12 protein-coding genes are annotated in these 21,818 nt (G+C 43.6%); 7 read left to right on the top strand and 5 right to left on the bottom strand.

Annotated features, from left to right (window positions below; genetic code table 11):
* Positions 1 to 3: 3 nt before the first annotated feature.
* The gene (locus NBH14_RS07550; protein ID WP_186961438.1) at positions 4 to 1,194 is read right to left on the bottom strand and encodes a S41 family peptidase; all 1,191 of its coding nucleotides are present in this window, start codon (positions 1,192 to 1,194) and stop codon (positions 4 to 6) included.
* Positions 1,195 to 1,214: 20 nt separating this feature from the next.
* Positions 1,215 to 3,842 (bottom strand): BamA/OMP85 family outer membrane protein, encoded by a 2,628-nt coding sequence (locus NBH14_RS07545; RefSeq protein ID WP_436277992.1) that lies wholly within the window; start codon positions 3,840 to 3,842, stop codon positions 1,215 to 1,217.
* A gap of 295 nt (positions 3,843 to 4,137) precedes the next feature.
* Between NBH14_RS07545 and NBH14_RS07540 the strand changes: the two genes are divergently transcribed.
* Positions 4,138 to 5,115: a FecR family protein gene (locus tag NBH14_RS07540; RefSeq protein ID WP_186961436.1), complete on the top strand. Its 978-nt coding sequence runs from the start codon at positions 4,138 to 4,140 to the stop codon at positions 5,113 to 5,115.
* Positions 5,116 to 5,121: 6 nt separating this feature from the next.
* Entirely contained in the window at positions 5,122 to 7,737 is a 2,616-nt protein-coding gene (locus tag NBH14_RS07535) for a carboxypeptidase-like regulatory domain-containing protein (protein ID WP_186961435.1), read from the top strand.
* A 27-nt stretch (positions 7,738 to 7,764) separates the two neighbouring features.
* Here the strand turns inward: NBH14_RS07535 and NBH14_RS07530 are convergent, their stop codons facing one another.
* The 3 genes from NBH14_RS07530 to NBH14_RS07520 all read right to left on the bottom strand — a co-directional run bounded on the left by NBH14_RS07530 (position 7,765) and on the right by NBH14_RS07520 (position 10,775).
* Entirely contained in the window at positions 7,765 to 9,123 is a 1,359-nt protein-coding gene (locus NBH14_RS07530) for an MATE family efflux transporter (protein WP_186961434.1), read from the bottom strand.
* 202 nt (positions 9,124 to 9,325) lie between these two features.
* Positions 9,326 to 10,084: a peptidylprolyl isomerase gene (locus tag NBH14_RS07525; protein ID WP_186961433.1), complete on the bottom strand. Its 759-nt coding sequence runs from the start codon at positions 10,082 to 10,084 to the stop codon at positions 9,326 to 9,328.
* A gap of 19 nt (positions 10,085 to 10,103) precedes the next feature.
* Complete coding sequence (locus tag NBH14_RS07520) at positions 10,104 to 10,775, bottom strand: peptidylprolyl isomerase (RefSeq protein ID WP_186961432.1); 672 nt, start codon at positions 10,773 to 10,775, stop codon at positions 10,104 to 10,106.
* Between the two features lie 126 nt (positions 10,776 to 10,901).
* Here NBH14_RS07520 and NBH14_RS07515 point away from each other — a divergent pair, with 126 nt between their 5' ends.
* The 5 genes from NBH14_RS07515 (at position 10,902) to NBH14_RS07495 (ending at position 21,783) form a co-directional block, all read left to right on the top strand.
* Positions 10,902 to 12,185 carry a DcaP family trimeric outer membrane transporter gene (locus tag NBH14_RS07515; RefSeq protein WP_007652667.1) on the top strand — a complete coding sequence of 428 codons (1,284 nt, stop codon included), beginning with the start codon at positions 10,902 to 10,904 and terminating at the stop codon, positions 12,183 to 12,185.
* Between the two features lie 96 nt (positions 12,186 to 12,281).
* The gene (locus NBH14_RS07510; RefSeq protein ID WP_186961431.1) at positions 12,282 to 15,386 is read left to right on the top strand and encodes a SusC/RagA family TonB-linked outer membrane protein; all 3,105 of its coding nucleotides are present in this window, start codon (positions 12,282 to 12,284) and stop codon (positions 15,384 to 15,386) included.
* A 15-nt stretch (positions 15,387 to 15,401) separates the two neighbouring features.
* Positions 15,402 to 17,003 carry a SusD/RagB family nutrient-binding outer membrane lipoprotein gene (locus tag NBH14_RS07505; RefSeq protein ID WP_186961450.1) on the top strand — a complete coding sequence of 534 codons (1,602 nt, stop codon included), beginning with the start codon at positions 15,402 to 15,404 and terminating at the stop codon, positions 17,001 to 17,003.
* A 105-nt stretch (positions 17,004 to 17,108) separates the two neighbouring features.
* Positions 17,109 to 18,128 (top strand): FecR family protein, encoded by a 1,020-nt coding sequence (locus tag NBH14_RS07500; RefSeq protein WP_186961430.1) that lies wholly within the window; start codon positions 17,109 to 17,111, stop codon positions 18,126 to 18,128.
* Between the two features lie 226 nt (positions 18,129 to 18,354).
* Complete coding sequence (locus NBH14_RS07495) at positions 18,355 to 21,783, top strand: TonB-dependent receptor (protein WP_250817286.1); 3,429 nt, start codon at positions 18,355 to 18,357, stop codon at positions 21,781 to 21,783.
* The last annotated feature ends 35 nt before the right edge of the window (positions 21,784 to 21,818 follow it).

Raw genomic sequence — 21,818 nt, 5'->3', positions numbered from 1 at the left:
TCGTTATATGAACAACAAACTGTCGTTTAATCGGTCGATCAGGTTGTTTAATCTTTCATCCGGTTTGTTTCCTTTTATCTCTGTGTCGGGAATTGTTTTATCTTCTATATGCAGACTACCGTTAGGATTTAATCCTGCCAATGCCGGGTAACGTACGAGTATACCACTAGCCGGCAACCGTATCACTACCGGATCGCTTCCGATACCGCCACCGGCAGTTGTCTGGCCGGCAACAGTAGCCCAGGAGGTGCTTTGGGCAAAACAAGCAAATTCATCTGCCGCAGAAAAGACGCCTGAATCTGTCAGGATGATTATTTCCCCTTTAAAAGGGATAGGCAAATACGGATAGATGATGGTTGTTTCCTTCGTTACCTTAAATGTTTGTTCTGAAAGTTCCAAAGGTGGTGATATAAATTGTGAAGATACATCTATGGTGACATCACTGTTCAGATAGCGTGAAAAGAATAAACTGTTGTGCCTTCCCTTTTTGATCGCGAAGTAACGCTGGAAGCAGGCGGGTGCATATATCAGCCGTTTCACGATCCCTTCCATCCAGTAAGAGCTGCTCCCTCCTTTATTACCTTGTATATCTATGATGAGATAGTTGTAGTTGCTAATCCTATAAAGAAATTCATTTATTCGCTGAAAATCATTCTCCCGGCTTTCCGGATCGAATGACGATATGTGTAAGATCCCTATCTTACGTGAAGGAATGATCGAATCTTTATACTGTGAATTGTTCTTTGAAACGGTTTCTTTTGTATTACCTTTCTTTAATAATTTACTCCAATACCCCATCTCTTTGTCCGATTGGTTCAATGTATTTACCCAGGGTATATATCCCGGATTTATTAAGCAAGCTTCTCCGTATTTTGTGCGGTAGTGGCTCCAGTACACAGTAGGGGAGAGATCGACTTCTTTGTCATGCAGGCTTTTTACGATGGAGTCGAGCAGCAATATATATTCTTTATTATTCTTTGTGTTGCACACTTTCTTCAGAAAAGAATCCTTTTGAGATAACCACGACTTTCCGTATACACGTTCATACAGGCTGAAATAGGGATAATTGCTTTTTAGTGTTTCTACCAGAAAGAGAAAGTCCTTCTCTTTTTCTGTTGACGTTAATTCTCTGACTTCCTGAGATAGTCCTATTTGCGCGATACATGCAAATAGCCATATGAATATACTTTTCATTCTTCTTTTTCTTATTATTATTAAAATTCCTGTCCGATAATAAAGTGAGGATGCCAGCCTCCTCTTTTTCCATTTACCTTATCAAATCCGTAAGCCATATCGATACCCATCAAACCGATCATCGGCAGGAAGATACGTGCACCTACACCCACAGAACGTTTCAGATCGAACGGATTAAAACTCTTCAAATCCTTCCAGGCGTTACCGGCTTCTGCAAAAACCAATCCGTAGATGGTAGAAGACGGTTCCAGCAGGAACGGATAGCGCAACTCCATTGCTAAACGAGAGTAGGCATGCCCGTATGAACTGTAACCAGCGTTACCGGCAATACTTCCGTTTTCATACCCTCTCAAACCAATCGTTTCGGTAGCATAGGTGCTGGAGTATCCGCTCATGCCGTCGCCACCCATGTAGAAGGTTTCAAATGGTGAACGTTTATGGCTGTTGTATGATCCCAGGAATCCGTATTCAACACGTGTCATTAATACCGGCGTACGCTTTACCGCTACCGGAGCCAATGGAGAGAATAGCTTTGCTTTGAATTTCCATTTATGATACTCGATAAACTTAAACTTATTCGGGTCGCTATCACTCATGCTGGTATAATCCTTTCCATCCCATAAAGAATAAGGGGGAGTTGCGCTTACCGACACCGAAAATTGCGAACCGTGACGAGTGTACAACGGGTTGTCGATCGAGTTGCGTTGCAACATCAATTCCAGATTGACATTATGGCTGGTACCGTTCTGCACGAGAAAGTAGGCCCAGTCGTGCATAATATACATCTGATAATTCAATGTTGCCATGAACTGAAAGTAGTCGTCCGGCCAGTTTAGTCGTTTACCGTAACCGACAGCAACACCAAGCATCATGATCGACTTATCCGGGTCGTAGGCCAGTTCGTAGTTGTTGTAGTTATTACCGTAGCCGCTGCCATAACCGGGATAATAACTACCGTAATTTGACAGATTGTTATTATAGTAGCTACTACTGATATCTGTTTGTTTGGAAAAGTAGGCACTTACAGAAAGCGTATTCGGTCGTCTTCCACCAAACCACGGATCCATAAATGAAATACTGTATGCCTGATAATAACGTCCATTGGTCTGGCCGCTCAATGTCAATGTCTGTCCTTCCCCCTGCGGGATGATACCTTTATATGTCTTCGGGTTCAGAAAGTTCTTCATGGAGAAGTTGGTAAACTTCAGACTTAGCTTACCGATCACCCCTGTCTGTCCCCAGCCGGCTGAGAACTCGATCTGGTCGTTTGCCTTGGAAGTCAGGTTATACTGTATATCTACCGTTCCGTTCTCCGGGTCGGGCAGCGGTTTGGGATCCATATTCTCCGGGTCGAAGTGTCCCATCTGTGCAATTTCACGGACTGAACGCATCAGATCTTCACGACTGAACAACGTGCCCGGCTTGGTACGCAGCTCACGACGCACGATATCTTCATACAAACGGTCGTTGCCATTAATGATTACACGGTTGATAGTCGCCTGCGGGCCTTCCTGAATACGAACTTCCAGCGAGATAGAGTCGTTATCCACATCCACTTCCACCGGATCGGCACTGAAGAAGATGTAACCGTTGTTGTAATAAATGTTAGACACGGCGTCTTCGTCCAACGACAAACGCTCGTTGAGTTTCTTTTGGTTGTAAACTTCCCCCGGCTTCATACTCAGTATCGCTTCCAGATAATTGGAATCATATTGTGTATTACCTACGAAACGAATATCTTTCAGGTAATATTTGTTGCCTTCTTCCAGTTTCAGAAAGATATCTACTAGCTTCTCATTATAATTAACAACACTGTCTGAGAGTAAGACGGCATCACGATAACCCTGTTCGTTATATTTGGCGATGATGTTCTGTTTATCCTTCTCATATTCTTCGGAGGTAAACTTTTTTGTGCTGAAGGCTTCCAGTATGCTGCTTTTCCAGTCGTTCGGGAGGCTGAATTTCTCGTTTGTTTTCTTCATCGCCTTCTTCAGCACTCCGGTAGTCAGCGCTGTATTTCCTTTGAAGTAGATACGGTGAATCTTTGTCTTCTCGTTTTTATTGATATTGATATCGACAATCACTTCGCTTTCTTTCGACAGATCGTCGCGCTGAACGATATCCACATCTACGTTCTTAAAACCTTTGCCGTCGAAGAATTTCTGAATAACAATCTTTGCCCGATCCATCAGGTTAGGAGTTACCTGGAAGCCCTTCTTCAAGCCCAGCCTGGCTTCGAGGTCTTCCCGCTCTCCTTTCTTGATGCCATGATAATTTACTTCCGATATACGGGGACGTTGTTTCAACCGGATTTCCAGCCAGACTTCGTCGCCTTCTAGCTTAGTTGCCAGTATCTTTACATCCGAAAACAATCCATGTTTCCAAAAACGCTTTACCGCTGTTGTAATTTCATCGCCAGGGATTGTCACCATGTCGCCAACCGACAGCCCGGAGAAGCCTATTAACACGAAATCATCATAATTCTTAATACCCGTCACCTTAATATCGGCAATCTTATACCGTTTGGGATGATTATAAGATATTTGTACTTTTGTTTTGGCTATTGAGTCATTTTGTGCACATACAGTTTCGTTAGAAAAAAGCATCAGCAAGAAGGTAATAGTGAATAATATCTTCATATCAAGCATTCATTTTAGTTTCGTTTCTTTTGTTATTGTCTATTAATATACAAACTGGAGGACAAAAGCTCAATAAGAAAAGTGGATTGTTATCAAAAAACAGTGGGGAATTTGTGCGTGAGGAAACAATAGGAAAATCATATTCCCACTCGTATGGGGAAAAATCCCCACTATGATGGGGAAGTATTCCCACCTATGTGGGGTATTTTCCCCACACTGTAAAAATAACTGGGGATATTCATGAAATATTCATTTTCTTACTGAGTTTTCCTCCCTTTAATTGTATATTATAAAAAGTAATCAAATGGAGAATAGTAATATATCGCGAATCGTCCGGCAATATCTAAGCAAACGCTTTCCGAAGGAAACTGAAGAAAGGATTCAGCGGTGGATTATTGCTGATAAGCACATGAAAGAGAAAGAGGAAGCCTCGTTGGCCTATTGGACTGAGTTGGAAACGAAAATCACCCCAGATACGTATGCTGCTTTGAAGCGTGTCAACAGCCGAATCGGATATTCCGAAAGGCAATCGGCCGATACCCTATTCTATAAAAAAGCACTTCGGATTGCAGCTGTACTCATACCTCTGTTTCTGATTACCGGCGGATACTTCTATTATACGCAGCATAAACTGACAGAGATTACCGTGGCTTACGGAGAAACCAAACATCTATTCCTGCCCGACAGCTCTGAAATATGGATTAATGCGGGTTCAAACGTAAAGTTTCCGAAAACATTTACCGACGACAGTCTGCGACAGGTCTATCTGGAAGGAGAAGCCTATTTCTCCGTAAGAAAGAACCCGGCTCAACCTTTCATTGTGAAAACAGAACAACTCTCGGTAAAAGTGCTTGGCACGAAATTCAATGTCAAAGCCTATCCGGACGATGAATGCATAACTGCAACACTGACAAGCGGAAAAGTAGAAGTCAGCCCCCAATCACAAGCCCCCCAAACCCTTGCGCCCAACGAGCAACTAATTTATAATATCAAGACTTCCGTATTGAATATTGAAAAGGTTTCACCGGCAGAAACCGATGCCTGGCTTTCCGGACAAATCTTATTCATCAATACCTCTTTCGGAGAGATGATACAGACGTTGGAAAGGCATTTTAATGTTACGATTGATGATAAAACAGCTATCTCGGCATCCAAGCAATATACTGTTAAATTCCTGAAAGGTGAAACACTGGATGAAATACTCAATGTGTTGAAGGATGTTGTCGGTTTTACCTATCGACAGCAAGGTGCAACTATCGTATTAAGTAAACAATACAAATAAAACCTGATGGATCGGATCAAATCAAGACGGTTTTACCGGATTATCGTTTTCTTATCTCTTGTTTTCCATTCTTTCGTGAGCATCGCTCAGAACAAAGGAAAAACAATCTCTATACAAAACAAAAGCATATCCGTCAAAGAAGCTCTCGCCGCTATCGAACGACAAACAGGTTACAGTATCGCTTATGAACAAGCGGCTTTAGACCTGAATAAAATGGTCCGCCTCTCACTCAAAGAGGCAGATGTCGATCAGGCTCTGGCAGAAATATTGAAAGACGGACAATACACTTATCGGATAAAAGGGTATCATATCATTTTATCTCCGGGAAAATATGCCGGCCGGCAAAAAGAAACAAACAGGTTCGTGCAGTCGATACGGGGAGTCGTCACTGATTCCAAAAGCAATACTCCGATCGAGTATGCGACAGTAAGTATTTTAGGTAAACTCTCCCTGGGGGCTGTTACCGATAGTCTGGGCTGCTTCCATATGAAAGAAGTGCCTGTCGGACGCTATGACATACAGATATCCTATATGGGGTATAATACCCATATAGTCAATGAAGTGCTTGTAACTTCCTCCAAAGAAATACAATTGGATATATCGTTGAACGAAAACATTCATCTTCTCAGTGAGATCGTCGTGCATCCCGAAGTGAAGAAGTCTGAAACGGTTAATCCGATGGCTATCACCGGAGGACGCATGATAAGTATGGAAGAGGCAAGCCGTTTTGCCAACGGCTTCGATGACCCGGCTCGTCTGAGTTCCGCCTTTGCGGGTGTAGCCGGCGAAGTAGGAACAAATGCCGTTGCCATCCGGGGCAACTCTCCGCAATATACGCAATGGCGACTGGAGGGTGTCGAGATTCCCAATCCCACCCATTTTGCTGATCTCTCCGGTTTGGGTGGTGGTTTTCTTTCGGCATTGAGTACGCAGGTGATCGGTAATTCCGACTTTTATAACGGAGCTTTTCCGGCTGAATATAACAATGCTCTTTCGGGAGTTTTCGATATGCATATGCGTAACGGGAATAACCGGGAGTACGAACATGCCTTTCAGGTCGGATTAATGGGTATCGACCTGGCATCGGAAGGCCCGATCAATAAGAAGCAGGGTAGTTCTTACCTCTTCAACTATCGCTTCTCGACGACTTCACTTGCAACGAATGGCAGTGCTAATCTGAAATATCAGGATGTATCATTCAAGCTGCATTTCCCGACTTCGAAAGCTGGAACATTTTCTATCTGGGGACTGGGATTAATAGACCGGAATAAAGCGGATGCAGAAGATCCTTCTGACTGGGAAACACAAGCCGACCGGCAATCGGCTAGAAACAACCTCGAAAAACTGGTCGGGGGAATTACTCATACCTATTTCCTCGACCGGAATACTTACCTGCGTTCCTCCTTGTCTGCCACTTATTCCAAAGATCATATATTGGCCGATCAACAAATCCCGGACGGCAACTCTGTACATGTCGGAGATATTCAAAACCGGAAATGGGATATCCTATTCAACGCATACATCAATAAGAAGTTCAGCCGTGCACATACCAACAGAACCGGTATTACAATTACAGGGTTGAATTACGATCTCGATTACAAGATCAGTCCTAATTTTGGTTTGAATAAGCCCATGGAGCAGCTTTCAAAAGGGAAGGGTAAAAGTATGGTTCTTTCGGCTTTCAGCAGTTCGGTGATCGACATAAACCGCCGTATAACGGTCAGCCTGGGAATTACTTCTTCTTATTTTGCACTCAATAACAACTGGTCTTTGGAACTGCGAGCCGCCCTGAAATGGAAACCGGCTGCCCGGCATTCTTTCTCCCTAGCCTATGGCCTGCATAGCCGTAGAGAAAGGCTTGATTACTATTTTGTAGAACGGAACGTCGAAGGGCAATCTGCCTCCAACAAATATCTGGACTTCTCGTATGCGCATCATGCCGGACTCAGCTACGACTGGACTGTCAAACCGAATCTGCATGTGAAGATAGAACCTTATTATCAATATCTATATAACATTCCTGTCGAGGATCATACCTCTTTCTCCCTGATTAATCTTCAGGATTTCTACCTGGATAGAGTTTTGACAAATAACGGTTCGGGTAAGAACTACGGCGTCGATGTAACGCTGGAACAATACATGACAAACGGATTTTACTACATGCTGACCGGTTCTCTTTTCAAATCAAAATATAAAGGAGGCGATAATATCTGGCGGAATACAAGGATGGACAGAGGTTTCCTGTTGAATGTGCTTGCCGGAAAAGAGTGGATGGTAGGTAAACAGAAACAGAATATGTTTAATATAAACGTTCGCCTGTTCTTTCATGGCGGCGACCGTTATACGCCTGTTGACGAAGAAAGATCGAATGAAGAGCAGGATGTCCTGTTTGACGAAACGAAAGCTTTCAGCAGGAAATTCAGTCCGGTACTGAACGGGGATGTATCGCTCAATTACAGAATAAACAAACGAAAGTTATCTCATGAATTCTCGTTGAAAATGCTCAATGTCGGAATGTGTACCGGTATGCATTATTATGAGTATAACGAGAAAACTAACAAGATCAAAAGAGAAAAGGGAACCGGTTTGATCCCCAACATCAGTTATAAGTTGTATTTCTAGCTATTTATCCGTATTTGCATAGTGAAATCAGGAACCTGATTTGGTGAAGGCGTAAAGATAATACAATTTATTGAACCTTCTCCAAAGTAATATTCCTAGCGTAGTCAGGCTGACAGGAAAACCGCACCAGATACCTATCGCTCCCCAGTCAAGGATGAATCCGCAGATGTATCCGATCGGCAAAGCCAGCCCGAAATGACAGAAGAAAGCCCTGTAAGCCATATACTTCACATCGGCTATGCCGCGTAATGCATTGGCAAACAGTATTTGCAGTCCGTCCCCGAACTGATACAGGATAACCGACCACGACAGAAGGGAAACCATTGCCACCACATCATGTTCGGGAGTAAACAAATATCCCATGTTTTTATGGAAGGCGAGGATGAACAGGACAAACAGAACAGCCACTCCCATAATCAGATGTAGTCCGGCAAAAGAAGCCTGACGGATATTCAGCCAGTCACTGTATCCTTTGAATACACTTACACGAATTGTAACGGCGGCAGCTATCCCGTAATAGACCATGAATCCGAGTGTCGTGATTACACCTAACACCTGATGGGCGGCCAGTGCGGTGCTCCCGATCCATCCCATCATAATAACACTCAGACTGAACGAACCCGTTTCAACCCCCATTAACAATCCCACCGGAAAGCCTAAACGTATCAGGTTGGAGAGGTTCAGGCGGTTTACGACTCCGTTTTTGAATCCGGTCAGGAACTCTTTATATTTTTCCCTTCGGGCAAATAAAACGCAGAAAACGATAAATGTAAGGATACGACTGACAAGTGTGGAGATACCTGCCCCGGTCAGTCCCATCTCCGGAACGCCGCATTTTCCATAGATAAGAAAATAGTTCCCTATAATATTCAACACGTTTGCCCCGAGCATGATCCACATCGGAGTAACCGTATCGGTCGTACCGTCGCTGAACTGCTTAAACGAATTGAACAGCATGGCGAATATCACCGAGAAAAGCTGTAAGATATAGTAGGGAACGATATATGGCATCAACTCTTCCGGCTGTTTTAAAATATCGATGTTCAACAGGAGCAGGAGCATCAAAGTACTTAACAATACCCCGACGATGAAATTGATAAAAAGACTGTTCTTCAATGTCTCTCCGGCTTTGTGATATTCTTTGTTGGCATGCAAGCCGCCGATAATAGGAGTGAGGCCGTATGAGAAACCCATCCCGAAGATAAAAGCCAGGTTAAAGAAGTTATTGACAAAAGAAGCGGCGGCCAGTTCGGCTGTGCTGTGATGTCCCACCATGATGTTGTCGGCAAAACCGACAATAATAATGCCCAGCTGCCCCAGCATGATCGGGACACCCAGACGGATTGTTTCTTTATAATGTTCTTTGTAAGCAGAGAGTTGTATCATTGCATTCTTTTAGTCGGTTCATCAGCACAAAAGAGTGGTAAGTATCTGATGAGTTTTCAGAAAGAGGTAGGTCTAATTTAATTTAGAGGTAGGTCTAAATTGAATTACACGTACCTCTAAATTGATTTAGACCTACCTCTAAATATAAAAACATTGGATATTCTCCGGAAAGATGTTGTGTATTTTCCGGAAAAGGATCGTATTAAATTATTTCTACAGACTCGATAACCACATTTTCCAACGGGCGGTCCTGGCGGTTGGTCTTTACGTTCTGGATGGCGTCCACTACGTCCAGTCCTTCTACCACTTCGCCGTATACCGTATATTCGTTATCCAGAAAAGGAACACCGCCGATTGTTTTGTAAGCTTCGCGCTGTTCCGGAGTCAGCTTGGCTTCCTCTTTGCGCTTTTCAGCTTCCAGTTCTGTTTTTCCGACCAGGGTATCGCGGATGATGGCCAGTTCGGCTTTGTCGCCACTTTGGTAAGCTGCTTTGATCTTCGCTGCATTCTCTTTTTGCAGACGGGCGAAAATAGACTGTTTCAGGCGACCTTCTTTCTGCTTTTCCATCTGGGCCAGTTCGCTGTCGGAATAAACTTTTCCGGTTACGATATAGAATTGGGAAGCGGAAGATTCTCTTTCCGGATTCACTTCATCGCTAGTACGGGCTGCTGAGAGTGCTCCTTTTTTGTGGAAATATTTCGGATAAACGAACTCGGCAGGGACCGTATATCCCAGGTCGCCGGCACCCAGTTGTTTGTTCATCGGAGCATCTTTAGAGGTGACATCGCCACCCTGAATCATGAAATCCTTGATGACACGGTGGAAAAGCAGGCCGTTGTAAGTGCCTTCCTTTACCAGTTTGATAAAGTTGTCGCGGTGTTGCGGTGTTTCGTTGTATAATTTTAGTTTGATGTTACCCAGGCTGGTCTTCATCAGAACCTGTGTTTCGTTTGTTTCCATTTTTCGTTTCGTTTAATGATTATTTATCGACAATCGTCATTGTCTTGATCTTTATATTCTTTAACGGCCTGTCGTCCTCATTTGTTTCGACAAACTGGATTTTATCGACAACTTTCATGCCTTTTATTACTTCGCCGAAGATGGTGTAGGTCCCGTCCAGGTGGGGAGCGCCCCCTTCAAGCATATAGGCTTCTCGTTGTTCAGGAGTAAAGGTTTTATTATCTTTTTCCTCCATCTTGTCCAGTTCCATTTCCGTATAGAATTTTCCGGTAACGATGTAGAACTGCGAACCCGATGAGGCGCGTTCCGGATTCTCGTCGTCGCTGGTACGGGCGGCACAGAGCATACCGCGTTTGTGGAAATATTTCGGATAGACGATCTCTGCCGGGATGGTGTAACCCGGGTCGCCGTCCCCCAGATGCTGTTCGATAGGTGCATCTTTCGAGTTGATGTCTCCGCCTTGTACCATGAATTGTTTGATGACACGGTGGAACAGGAGGCCGTCGTAGCGCTTCTCTTTCACATTTTTGATAAAATTATCCCTGTGCTGGGGCGTGTCGTTAAATAACTTCACTTTGATCTTTCCCATGTCGGTATCGATCAGAACAAGGGTCTCAACTTCCTGCGCTTGCAAATGAAGGGATGACAATAATCCGATTAGGAGTAAACCTATAGCAAACAGCTTTTTCATCTTCGTTTTATTTTGTTATTAAGGCAACAAAAATAGTTACTTTTAGTCGTTAACGCAACCTTTTAACACAACCTTTTCATGCAATGCTTGTTCCTTACTGGTAAAACGTCTAAACAAAACACATTTATGAAAGCATTTGTTAAAGGAGCAGCTTTGTTGCTCGGGGTCGGATTGTTATCCACCCATGCCCAGGCTCAGAAAGTGATCATTAAAGATGAGGAGCCGAATTCAATCCTGTTTATTTCCCGTGATAAGGCGGGTGATGAAATTATCCGGATACTGAACGAAACCCAGAATCAGCGTTTCCATGAACCGGGCATTCCCCGTTTTCTGCTGACCGACCGTAAAGGGCGTTTCGCTCTCGGTATCGGAGGATATGTGAAGGCAACAGCCGAATATGATTTTGGCGGTATCTCCAAAGATATTGATTTCTATCCCGCACTGATCCCCAACAAAGGTGCGTCGCATGTCAGAAACCAGTTCCAGATGGATGCAACAACCAGCACGGTCTTCCTTAAACTGGTGGGACACACCAAACATCTGGGCGACTTCGTGGTCTATACGGCCGGTAATTTCCGTGGAAATGGTAAGGGTTTTGAACTGAGAAATGCGTATGCTTCCTTGTTGGGATTCACACTCGGATATGACTATGGTTCGTTTATGGACCTGGCGGCTATTCCTCCGACGATCGACTTTGCCGGTCCGAACGGGATGGCGATTTATCATGCTACCCAGTTCCGTTACGAACGTTCGTTCGGGAAAGGATGGAAAGCCGGTGTCGGTGTGGAAATGCCGGTGGTGGATGGACTGACCAATGATAACCTGAGTATCGGTTCGCAACGCATGCCGAACTTCCCCGCCTATCTGCAATATGGCTGGAACTCTAAGAGCCATCTGCGTGCCGCCGCTATCGTCAGAAGTATGACGTATGATAACCTGGTTGCCAATAAAGCGGAATCGGAAACAGGCTGGGGCGTGTTGCTCTCCACCACATTCAACCTTTGCAGCAAAGTACAGGTGTACGGACAAGGTGTTTACGGTCGGGGTATCAGCCAGTACATGAACGACCTGAGTAATCTGAATGTGGATATTGTTCCCGATCCCGACAAAGCCGGACGTATGCAGGTTCTTCCGATGATGGGATGGTATGCCGGCCTGCAATATAATATTACTCCGAATGTGTTTGTTTCGAGTACTTACAGCCAGTCACGTTTATATAGTGAAAACGATTATCCGTCGACTCCTTCCGAACAATACCGCTACGGACAATATCTGGTAGCCAACCTGTTCTGGAATATCACTCCCGACTTGCAGGTCGGTGCCGAATATCTGAGAGGATGGCGCACGGACTTTAACGACCAGACTCGCCATGCCAATCGTCTGAATCTGGCAGTTCAGTATAGTTTCTAGTCGAACGGGCAAAACCGTTAAAAGTCAAAGCGCCTCTTTGTCGTATTGCTTTTTTGTATACCTTTGTAGCTATTGAGGGATAATTAAAAAGGTAATATGAATTTTATGATGAGGCAGGTTGCGGTTCTATCGCTGCTATTGTTATTATCGATATATGCGAAAGGAGAGAATACTCCGGTTGTATCTGCTCGGGATGCGGCCGGAGCATTCCCTTTTGAAAAGAAAGTTACCGGGCGGGTTGTTGATTCCGGCGGTAAACCGTTAGCGGGAACAAATGTGGTGGAAGAAGGCACGACAAACGGTGTCGTCGCGGATGCAGGAGGTAATTACTCGCTGTCAGTGGGGGAAGAAGCGACGTTGGTATTTTCTTTTGTCGGCTATAAAACAAAACATATTCCTGTCCGCGAACAGCAATATATGGAAGTCGTGTTGGAAGAAGATGTATTGTTTCTCGACAATGTTGTCGTAACCGCCCTGGGCATAAAAAGAAAAGAAGCCTCGCTGACCTATTCCGTCGAACAGGTTGATGGCGAGGAACTGAACCGGGTGAAAGACCCGAATATGATTAATACGCTTGCCGGAAAAGTTGCGGGGGTACAAATAAACAAGGCTGCTTCCGGCCTGGGCAGCTCTTCTAAAGTCCTGATGCGTGGCATCCGCTCGGTGGTAGGTAACAACCAGCCTTTGTATGTCATAGACGGTGTCCCTATTCTTAATTCTGCCAATGAACAGGCTTTTTCCGCTATCGGCGGTACTGCCGATGCCGGAAACCGTGATGGCGGTGACGGTATCTCTAATCTGAATCCCGAAGACGTTGAAAGTATCAGTATCCTGAAAGGTTCGCCGGCAGCAGCCTTGTATGGCAGCCAGGCGGCTAATGGCGTTATCCTGATTACAACGAAGAAAGGCAATCCGGATATCCGTAAGATATCCTTTTCAACCAGCCTGATGTTTGATAAAGCCTTTTGCCTGCCCGAGTTCCAGAACGAATACGGAGTGTCCGACAACGTGGAAAGCTGGGGAAAGAAAGCCGACCTGCCGGTATATGATAATGCGGGCGGATTCTTCAAGACTGGTCTGACCTCTATCTCTTCTTTTTCCGTAAGTGCAGGTAACAAGAAATACCAGACTTATTTCTCCTATGCCAATACAACGGGAAAAGGTATCATCGAACATAATAGCCTGTCAAAACATAATATATCTCTCAGAGAGACGGCTTTCCTGTTTGACGAGCGTCTGAAACTGGACGGCAGTGCCTCATTCCTTCGGCAAACAACGAAGAACCGCAATCCCAGCGGCGGCTTCTATATGAATTCTTTGGTGGGACTTTATCGTTTCCCGCGAGGTGTGGATATTTCCGAATACAAGGAGAACTTTGAAGTATGGAACCCGTCCCGGAACCTTAACGAACAGAACTGGCATTCCGATACCCAGGATTTTGAACAGAACCCGTATTGGGTCACAAACCGTATCCGGAGCAAAGATTCCCGTACCCGTACGATCCTGTCGCTGAATGCCGAACTCAAAGTGACGGACTGGTTTAAGATACAGGCACGCGGCAGCCTCGACTATCTGTCGGATAAGGTGCGTCAGATGTTTTATGCCTCCACAGCCCCGGCTTTGTCCGGTCAGAACGGCAGGTATATCGAGGCGGATTATCAGGAAACGCTTTTGTACGGGGATATTATCGGTTCCTTTGAAAAGAAATTCGGACAGTTTTCCCTGAACGGTGTGATAGGAGGGAGCATCAACGACAAGTTGGTGAACTCCCTGCGCTATGATTCGAAAACTGCATCATTGAAATATGCCAATGTGTTTAATGTGGCGAATATCATTATGGACGGTTCAGCTTATATCGACCAGCAGATTGATGCCCACCGTCAGTTGCAGTCGCTGTTTGCTACTGCGCAGGTCGGTTACAAGGATATTTTCTTTCTCGACCTGACAGCCCGGAACGACTGGTCGAGTACGCTGGCCTTTACTCCGAATGAAAAGAAAGGCTTTTTCTATCCGTCGGTAGGCGGGGCCTGGGTGATGAGCAAGATGTTCCGGTTGCCGGAATTTATTTCTTTTGGCAAGCTGAGAGCCGTATGGAGCAAGGTCGGTAACGACATACCTTTATATATAACAAACCCAGTTTCGCATGTGGGAGCCGGTGGTGAAATAGAATATGCCGATTCCGCCCCGTTTGAAAATATGAAGCCCGAAATGACAACTTCGGTGGAGCTGGGTACGGAATGGCGTTTCCTGAACGACCGTATCAGTTTTAGCGGGACGTATTATAAGACGAATACCCGTAACCAGTTCTTCAAACTCCCCGCCAAGTCGGGAGACAAATATGCTTATCGTTATGTCAATGCAGGAGATATTCAAAACATCGGTTGGGAGGTCAGTGCTTCCGCATTGCCGGTTGTCGGTAAAGATTTCGAATGGAAATCGTCGCTGAACTATTCGACCAATAAAAATAAAGTAGTCAGGCTGCATGAAGAATTGCCTGTCTTTATTTATGGTCCGAGAGGCTTCTCTTCCAGTTATGCAATGAAGCTGGTGGAAGGCGGTTCTTTCGGGGATATCTATGGGAAAGCATTCCGCCGTGATGAGAACGGGCATATCCTTTATGAAACGGAAGGTGGCAAAAAAGGTCTGCCCCAGGTGGAAGGCGAAGGAAACCTGATTAAGGTAGGAAATGCAAATCCCAAATTCACAATGAGCTGGAACAATACGTTTACTTACAGGAACCTGTCTCTTTCGTTTCTGATAGACAGCCGTTTTGGTGGTGAAGTCTTGTCGCAGACGCAGGCCGATATGGATATGTTCGGCGTGACTCAGGTAACGGCTGATGCCCGTAATGCCGGCTTTGTCATGCTGGAAGGAAACAGGATAGAAGATGTAAAAGGCTTTTATAAAAATGTAGTGGGAGGACGTGCGGGAGTAACCGAATATTATATGTACGATGCGACCAATATCCGTCTGCGTGAATGTTCGCTCGGCTATGCCTTGCCTGGGAAATGGTTGGAGGCGACGAAAGCTATCAGGCAGGTTCACCTGGCTTTCACTGCCCGTAATCTCTTTTTCCTTTATAAGAAAGCCCCTTTCGACCCTGATTTGATTCTTTCAACGGGAAATGATAACCAGGGAATAGAGGTCTACGGTATGCCGACCACCAGGAGTTTTGGTTTCAGTGTAAAATGTGATTTTTAATTCAGGAGTATGCAGATGATAAACAGAAAGAAAGCAACCTTCCTTTTTATTCTTTTCCTGTTTTTTCCATCCTGTACGGGACATTTCCAGGAAATGAATACAGACCAGTCCGGAATCACCGATGAGGATATGACTGTCGATTTCAATAATCTGGGTATTCCGTTGGGAATCATTCAGCAGGGAATCTATTTCAATTATGATTTCGGAAAAGGAAAGAACTGGCCTTACCAGATTATGCAGAATCTGAATGCCGATATGTTCAGCGGGTATATGCACGATTATAAACCCCATAACGGTGGAAGCAGCAATTCCGATTATAACTTGCAGGACGGTTGGAATGGTACGAACTGGGGATATACCTATGCCTATATCCTTCCGCAGATAGATAAACTGGAAGACTCTACCCGTGTCAATTACCCGGAAGTCTACGCAATAACGAAGATTCTGAAAGTGGAGGTCATGCACAGAATATCCGATATGTATGGTCCTGTCATATATTCTACATTCGGAAACGACGACGGTGTTTATTCTGCCGATACGCAAAAAGAGGCATATGATGCTTTCTTCCGGGACCTGGATATAGCGGTCGGGTTGATAACCGAACATCTCCGGAGCAAAACGATTGTTCCCGACCTTTCGGATTTTGATATTCTGCTGGACGGAAATTATACTTCCTGGCTGAAGTTTGCCAATTCATTACGGATGCGCCTGGCGATACGGATAGCAATGGCTGATCCTGAAAAGGCCCGCAGTGAATTTCTGAAAGCGTTCCATAATTCTTACGGAGTTTTCGAAACGGTAAAAGACCGGTTAGTCGTTTCAACCCGGAACGGTTATCAGAATCCGTTGGGGGAAATAAACCGGATATGGAATGAAGTCTATATGAACGCATCCATGGAATCTGTTTTGAATGGTTATGAAGACCCTCGCCGTGAATTCTTTTTTGAACCCTGTGCGGAAGACACCGGAGAAGCGGTTCTGCACGAAAAATACAAGGGAATAAGGCAGGGTACCTGTTTCTCTCATTTGTTATATGCTTCTCATTCGAAGATATATGTGAATAAATCGACCGAACCCATATTGATGACTGCCGCCGAAGTTTGGTTTTTACGTGCCGAAGCAGCATTGAGAGGTTGGACGGCGGAGAATGCCGGGGATAACTATCGCCAGGGAGTATCGACCTCATTTATCCAATGGGGAGCAGGCGGTCTGGAGGATTATCTTCAGTCTGAGCGCACCGGTGCAGATTATATAGATGCCATTGACACTTCCAACAATATAGAAGCCCGTTGCAAGGTCTCTCCCAAATGGATTGAAACGGCCCCAAATGAAATCAAACTGGAGAAAATCATCACCCAGAAATGGCTGGCGGTCTTCCCGGAGGGTTGTGAAGCCTGGGCGGAACAGAGGCGTACCGGCTATCCCCGTCTTTTCCCTGTGAAAATAAATAATAGTAAAGACGGTTGTATCGATACGGAAATTATGATCCGGCGCTTGAATTTTCCGGCCGATCTGATCGATACGGATATTCCGCTCTACAACTCGCTTGTGAAGGCTTTGGATGGTCCCGATCATGCCGGGACAAGAGTATGGTGGGATAAGGGTAGAAACTTCTAAAATATTAATATGTGTTAAATATATACGAGGCACCCCTAGATAGGAAAGTGTTGTGTGTATCCTTTATAAACGAACCTGAAAAAGGTACTATTATTAAGGAAATATATGCAAGACACAGTAATCATATCTCTTCTTCAGAAGTACATAAAAGATCAATGTACGGAGCAGGAGTTGCGTACTTTACTTCAATGGTTGAAATCTCCGGACAGCCATATTGATCTCGATTTGGTTGTACAACCGCTTTGGGATGCAATAGATAAAGATATGTCTCATCCGAATGAAGAAAGAGAAAATGAACTGCGCCGGGAAGTTTCTTCCTTGTTGTCTGAAATAAAACAAAAGAATAAGTTTACTTCTGACTCCAGAGTCAGAAGTAAAAACCGTTTAAACGGTTTTTACAGGGTTGCAGCTATTTTAATTATTGCTTTCAGTGTGACGTTAGGTTTACTGAAAGTCCTTGATCGTCCGCAATCGGTTGTTACTTATGCGGAGAAAATATCTGCAAAAGGCGAAAAGAAAAACTTACTTCTGGCAGATGGTACTAAAGTAATCCTTAACTCTGATACAAAACTAATAATCCCCAGCAATTTTAATAAAGAGGAACGTATTATAGAGATGGAAGGAGAGGGATTCTTCGATGTGACTCCTAATCCGGATAAACCTTTTATTATAAGAAGTGGGGAAGCCCGGGTAAAAGTATTGGGTACCTCTTTCGATTTTAAATCTTATAAAGAAGATGAATTCATTAAGCTGACGGTGTCGACAGGAAAAGTCAGAGTAAATGTTGCCGACCAAGATCTCCAACTGGCCGTTTCACCGAATGAACATCTTTCAATCAATAAAATAGATGGAAATGTCCGTAAGGAAAGCATAGAGGAAAATAACTATATAAAATGGATACATGGTTCTTTATATTTTAACAAAGAACCGATCCGTGAAGTAATCAAGACAATCAATCGTACATATAACCGGAAAGTGATTCTGCAATGTAAAAATTGTGATTATCGCATAACTGGTACTCATGATAACAAGAGCATTGAGGCTGTTATTGAAGCTATCTGTTTTACAACAGGACTTCGAAGTAAACGTGAAGGAGGTAATATTATATTATATGAGAAACATTAAAGTCTAACACTAAAAAAATAGAATGCCTATGATAAACATTTGATAGTAACGTATATGAAAAAAGCAGTAGTGCTGCTACACTACTGCCTTCACTAAATTTCAGCAGAAACCTTTAAAACAGTATTGAGCCACTGGGTTGTAAGGTATTTCTGCCTGTCTTAACAAACATCATTTATTAAAACATTACAAATGTATGAATTATAATCTAATCTATAACAAGACTCTTATGCGAACTTCGTTAACCGTTTGTGCTATCGCTCTGTCGTCTCAGTTACTCTGTGCGGAAGGAGCTTTAGGGCAAAGTCTTAAAGAAAACGATATCACGTATGTGGTGAAACAAACGTCTGTCAGTGACGCTTTTGAACAGTTAAGTAAAATCACCGGTTTTAATTTCTTTTATGACGAATCAGTCTTAAAAGGATTAAAAAATGTAAGCGTACAAATTAAAGAAGGTACGATAGATACTATTTTACACGAATTATCCCGTCAGACGGGACTGTCTTTTAAAAAGATCAATAATACCATATCGGTCAGCAAGGGACAAGCTAAAACTTCTTTTCCGGCTGTTGAACAGAAAGTGAAGAAAGTAACGGGTACTATTCGCGATAATCATGGTGAACCCATTATCGGTGCGAATGTGTTTGTAAAAGGTACAACGAGTGGTACAGTGACGGATATGGATGGTAATTTCTCCCTGGAAGTTCCGGAGCAGGGTACTTTAGTTGTCTCATATATTGGTTATCTGACAAAAGAAATGCCGATAGGAAAAGGACAACAAAATGTGGAAGTTGCATTGATTGAAGACACCCAGGCTTTAGATGAAGTCGTAGTAGTTGGTTTTGCGAAACAGAAGAAGGCTAATCTGACCGGTTCCGTAAGTAGTGTTAAAATGGATGAGGTGATGGGAGACCGTCCGGTTCCGACTACAGGTGCTTTGTTACAGGGAGCGGTTCCGGGTTTACAGGTTACTTCCGGTAGCGGTGAACCTGGTGGCGGTTTGGATTTTAATATTCGTGGTACAACGAGTATCAATGAAGGTGAGCCTCTTATACTTGTCGATAATGTCCCGTTCTCCGGTTCGTTGAACTTACTCAATCCGAATGATATCGAATCGGTTACAGTTCTGAAAGATGCAGCATCAGCCTCTATCTACGGAGCCCGTTCTGCTTTTGGTGTTATCCTGATTACAACCAAAGGAGCTCAGAAAGAACAGAAGGTACAGCTGACATACAGTAATAATTTTTCTTTTTCAAAACCAACGAATTTGCCGGTAAAAGCAACTCCGCTTCAGACCGTTCAGGCATATTCCGATATGGGTTATATTACTTATTATTCCGGTCAGACAGTCGATACATGGCTGGATTTACTTCACGAATACGGCTCTAATCCGTCTGCTTATGCGAATGGGTATGCAGAGATCGGTGGCATGCGTTATCAGTTGGCACAAACGGATATAATGAAGGATTTCTTATCGGAAACAGGTTTCCAGCAGAAACATGATTTTTCTGTGAGTGGGGGGACCGAGCGTTCTTCATACCGTATTTCTTTGGGATATACGGGTTCCGATGGTATTATGACAACCGATATGGATAGTTATAAACGTTATAATGCGAAAGGTTTTATCAGTTCGAAAATAACAAATTGGTTGACTGGACAGTTGGATCTTAGTTTCTATAAGTCGGATAAAGGTATGCCCAGCGGTGCAAATTATGCCAAAGCTGTATGGGCACCGTCTTACAACCCGACAGGAATGATTACAATCAATGATGAGGAATTGTATTCTGGTACGGCAGGTAACCTGACTCGTCTGGGAGGACAGAACACGAATGCGATCTCTGATACGCGTGTGTTTGCCAAATTGATAGCAACGCCGATTAAGGATATGGTTCTTAATGCAGAGTTTACATACGATAACCTGAATGAAACCGAGACAAAGTATTCAAAACGTACCCGTTTTGCTAATTCTGATAAGTTCTCGGAAGAATACACATCTGATTATTCAACATATAGCCGTCAACGTGCTATTACAAATTATACGGCTTTGAACATTTACGGTTCATACGCTAAAAGTTTTGCCAATAATAATTTCTCTTTATTATTGGGATACAATCAGGAATCCAATCATTATGATTATTTGAAGGCTGAAACTTCAAATATGATCAATGATGATATGCCTTCGATATCTCAGTCTGTGGGTGTACAGAAAGCGTATGATAAGTTTACTGAATATACGGTGATGGGATTTTTCGGACGTTTGAATTATGATTTTGCAAATCGTTATTTGCTTGAACTGAACGGGCGTTATGACGCTTCTTCTAAATTTCCGTCGGGTAGCCGCTGGGGCTTCTTCCCTTCTCTGTCTGTGGGCTGGAGAGTGATGGAAGAAAGTTTTATGGAGCCATTGCGCGATTATATTCCGGAATTTAAGATTAGAGGATCAATTGGTACGGTTGGTAATCAGAATATCGATCCTTACCAGTTTGTGCCAAGTATGGAATCTGAAAAGTCAAAATGGCTAGATAATAATACACAGCCTATTACTCTGAAGCAACCGGGTTTGGTGAGTGGAAATTTCACTTGGGAAACAGTTCGTACTTTAAATCTCGGTTTCGATATCAGTGCCTTGAAGAATCGTCTTTCTGCCAACTTCGATCTTTTTCGTCGTGATACGAAAGATATGTTGACTAGCGGATCACAGTTACCTGCAACTTTGGGTGCAACAGCTCCTTTACAGAATGTTGCTGATTTGAAATCTACTGGTTTCGAATTGGAATTAGCATGGCGTGACCAGATTGGTAAAGTGCATTATAATATAGGTTTCAATTTGTATGATTACAAAGCCTATATCACAAAGTTTAAAAATAATGTAGCTGGTGTGATTCGTACTTCTGATAACAAAACGTATGTGGAAGGACAACAGCTAGGGGAAATATGGGGATATGTAACTGATCGACTGTATACGGTCGATGACTTTGTCGAAGGAACTTTGGATGCCAACCTGAAAAATGGTACCCTGAAAGACGGTATTCCTCACGTGGAAGGCGTGAAACCGAATCCGGGAGATATGATGTATAAAGATTTGGATGGCAATGGTATCATTAATTCAGGAAATGAAACGATTTATGATCCGGGTGACCGTAAAATTATCGGAAACAATTCATTACGTTTTCAATATGGTATTAATGGTGGCTTGTCATGGAATAATTTCAGTTTCTCCTTCCTTTTGCAAGGAGTCGGAAAGTGTGATAAATGGTTGACCAACGATTTGATCTTCCCGTATTATTATGAATTCGGTACAATTTATGAACACCAACTGGATTACTGGACTTCCGAAAATACAGGAGCTTTCTTCCCACGTTTGTATGAAACAGGGATGAGAAATACGAACTATGCAGCGAATGTGCGTGCCCAGACAAAGTATCTGACTAACGGTGCTTATCTGCGGGTGAAGAATTTGACACTGGGATATACGATTCCTCAGAGTGTTATTTCTAAAATTGGTATCAATAACCTGAGAGTGTATGTTTCTGCAGAAAATCCGTTTACGTTCGATCATATGCCTAAGGGGTTGGATCCGGCAGTTGAAAGTAAAGCGAACGGATTGGGTTATCCGTTTATGAGTTCGTATGCTTTTGGCTTCAGCGTAAGCTTGTAATTCTGTATTATTATGAAACTATTAAAAAGAGAGAA

The sequence above is a fragment of the Parabacteroides caecihominis genome, from assembly GCF_023656785.1.
GTDB lineage: Bacteria > Bacteroidota > Bacteroidia > Bacteroidales > Tannerellaceae > Parabacteroides > Parabacteroides segnis.
This window is presented reverse-complemented; position numbering and strand designations above follow the sequence as displayed.

Coding starts and splice junctions, on each gene's coding strand:
- NBH14_RS07510 (WP_186961431.1), top strand. CDS start 12,282: ATGAATTTTATGATGAGGCAGGTTGCGGTTCTATCGCTGCTATTGTTA.
- NBH14_RS07500 (WP_186961430.1), top strand. CDS start 17,109: ATGCAAGACACAGTAATCATATCTCTTCTTCAGAAGTACATAAAAGAT.
- NBH14_RS07535 (WP_186961435.1), top strand. CDS start 5,122: ATGGATCGGATCAAATCAAGACGGTTTTACCGGATTATCGTTTTCTTA.
- NBH14_RS07495 (WP_250817286.1), top strand. CDS start 18,355: ATGCGAACTTCGTTAACCGTTTGTGCTATCGCTCTGTCGTCTCAGTTA.
- NBH14_RS07525 (WP_186961433.1), bottom strand. CDS start 10,084: ATGGAAACAAACGAAACACAGGTTCTGATGAAGACCAGCCTGGGTAAC.
- NBH14_RS07540 (WP_186961436.1), top strand. CDS start 4,138: ATGGAGAATAGTAATATATCGCGAATCGTCCGGCAATATCTAAGCAAA.
- NBH14_RS07550 (WP_186961438.1), bottom strand. CDS start 1,194: ATGAAAAGTATATTCATATGGCTATTTGCATGTATCGCGCAAATAGGA.
- NBH14_RS07520 (WP_186961432.1), bottom strand. CDS start 10,775: ATGAAAAAGCTGTTTGCTATAGGTTTACTCCTAATCGGATTATTGTCA.
- NBH14_RS07515 (WP_007652667.1), top strand. CDS start 10,902: ATGAAAGCATTTGTTAAAGGAGCAGCTTTGTTGCTCGGGGTCGGATTG.
- NBH14_RS07505 (WP_186961450.1), top strand. CDS start 15,402: ATGATAAACAGAAAGAAAGCAACCTTCCTTTTTATTCTTTTCCTGTTT.
- NBH14_RS07530 (WP_186961434.1), bottom strand. CDS start 9,123: ATGATACAACTCTCTGCTTACAAAGAACATTATAAAGAAACAATCCGT.
- NBH14_RS07545 (WP_436277992.1), bottom strand. CDS start 3,842: ATGCTTGATATGAAGATATTATTCACTATTACCTTCTTGCTGATGCTT.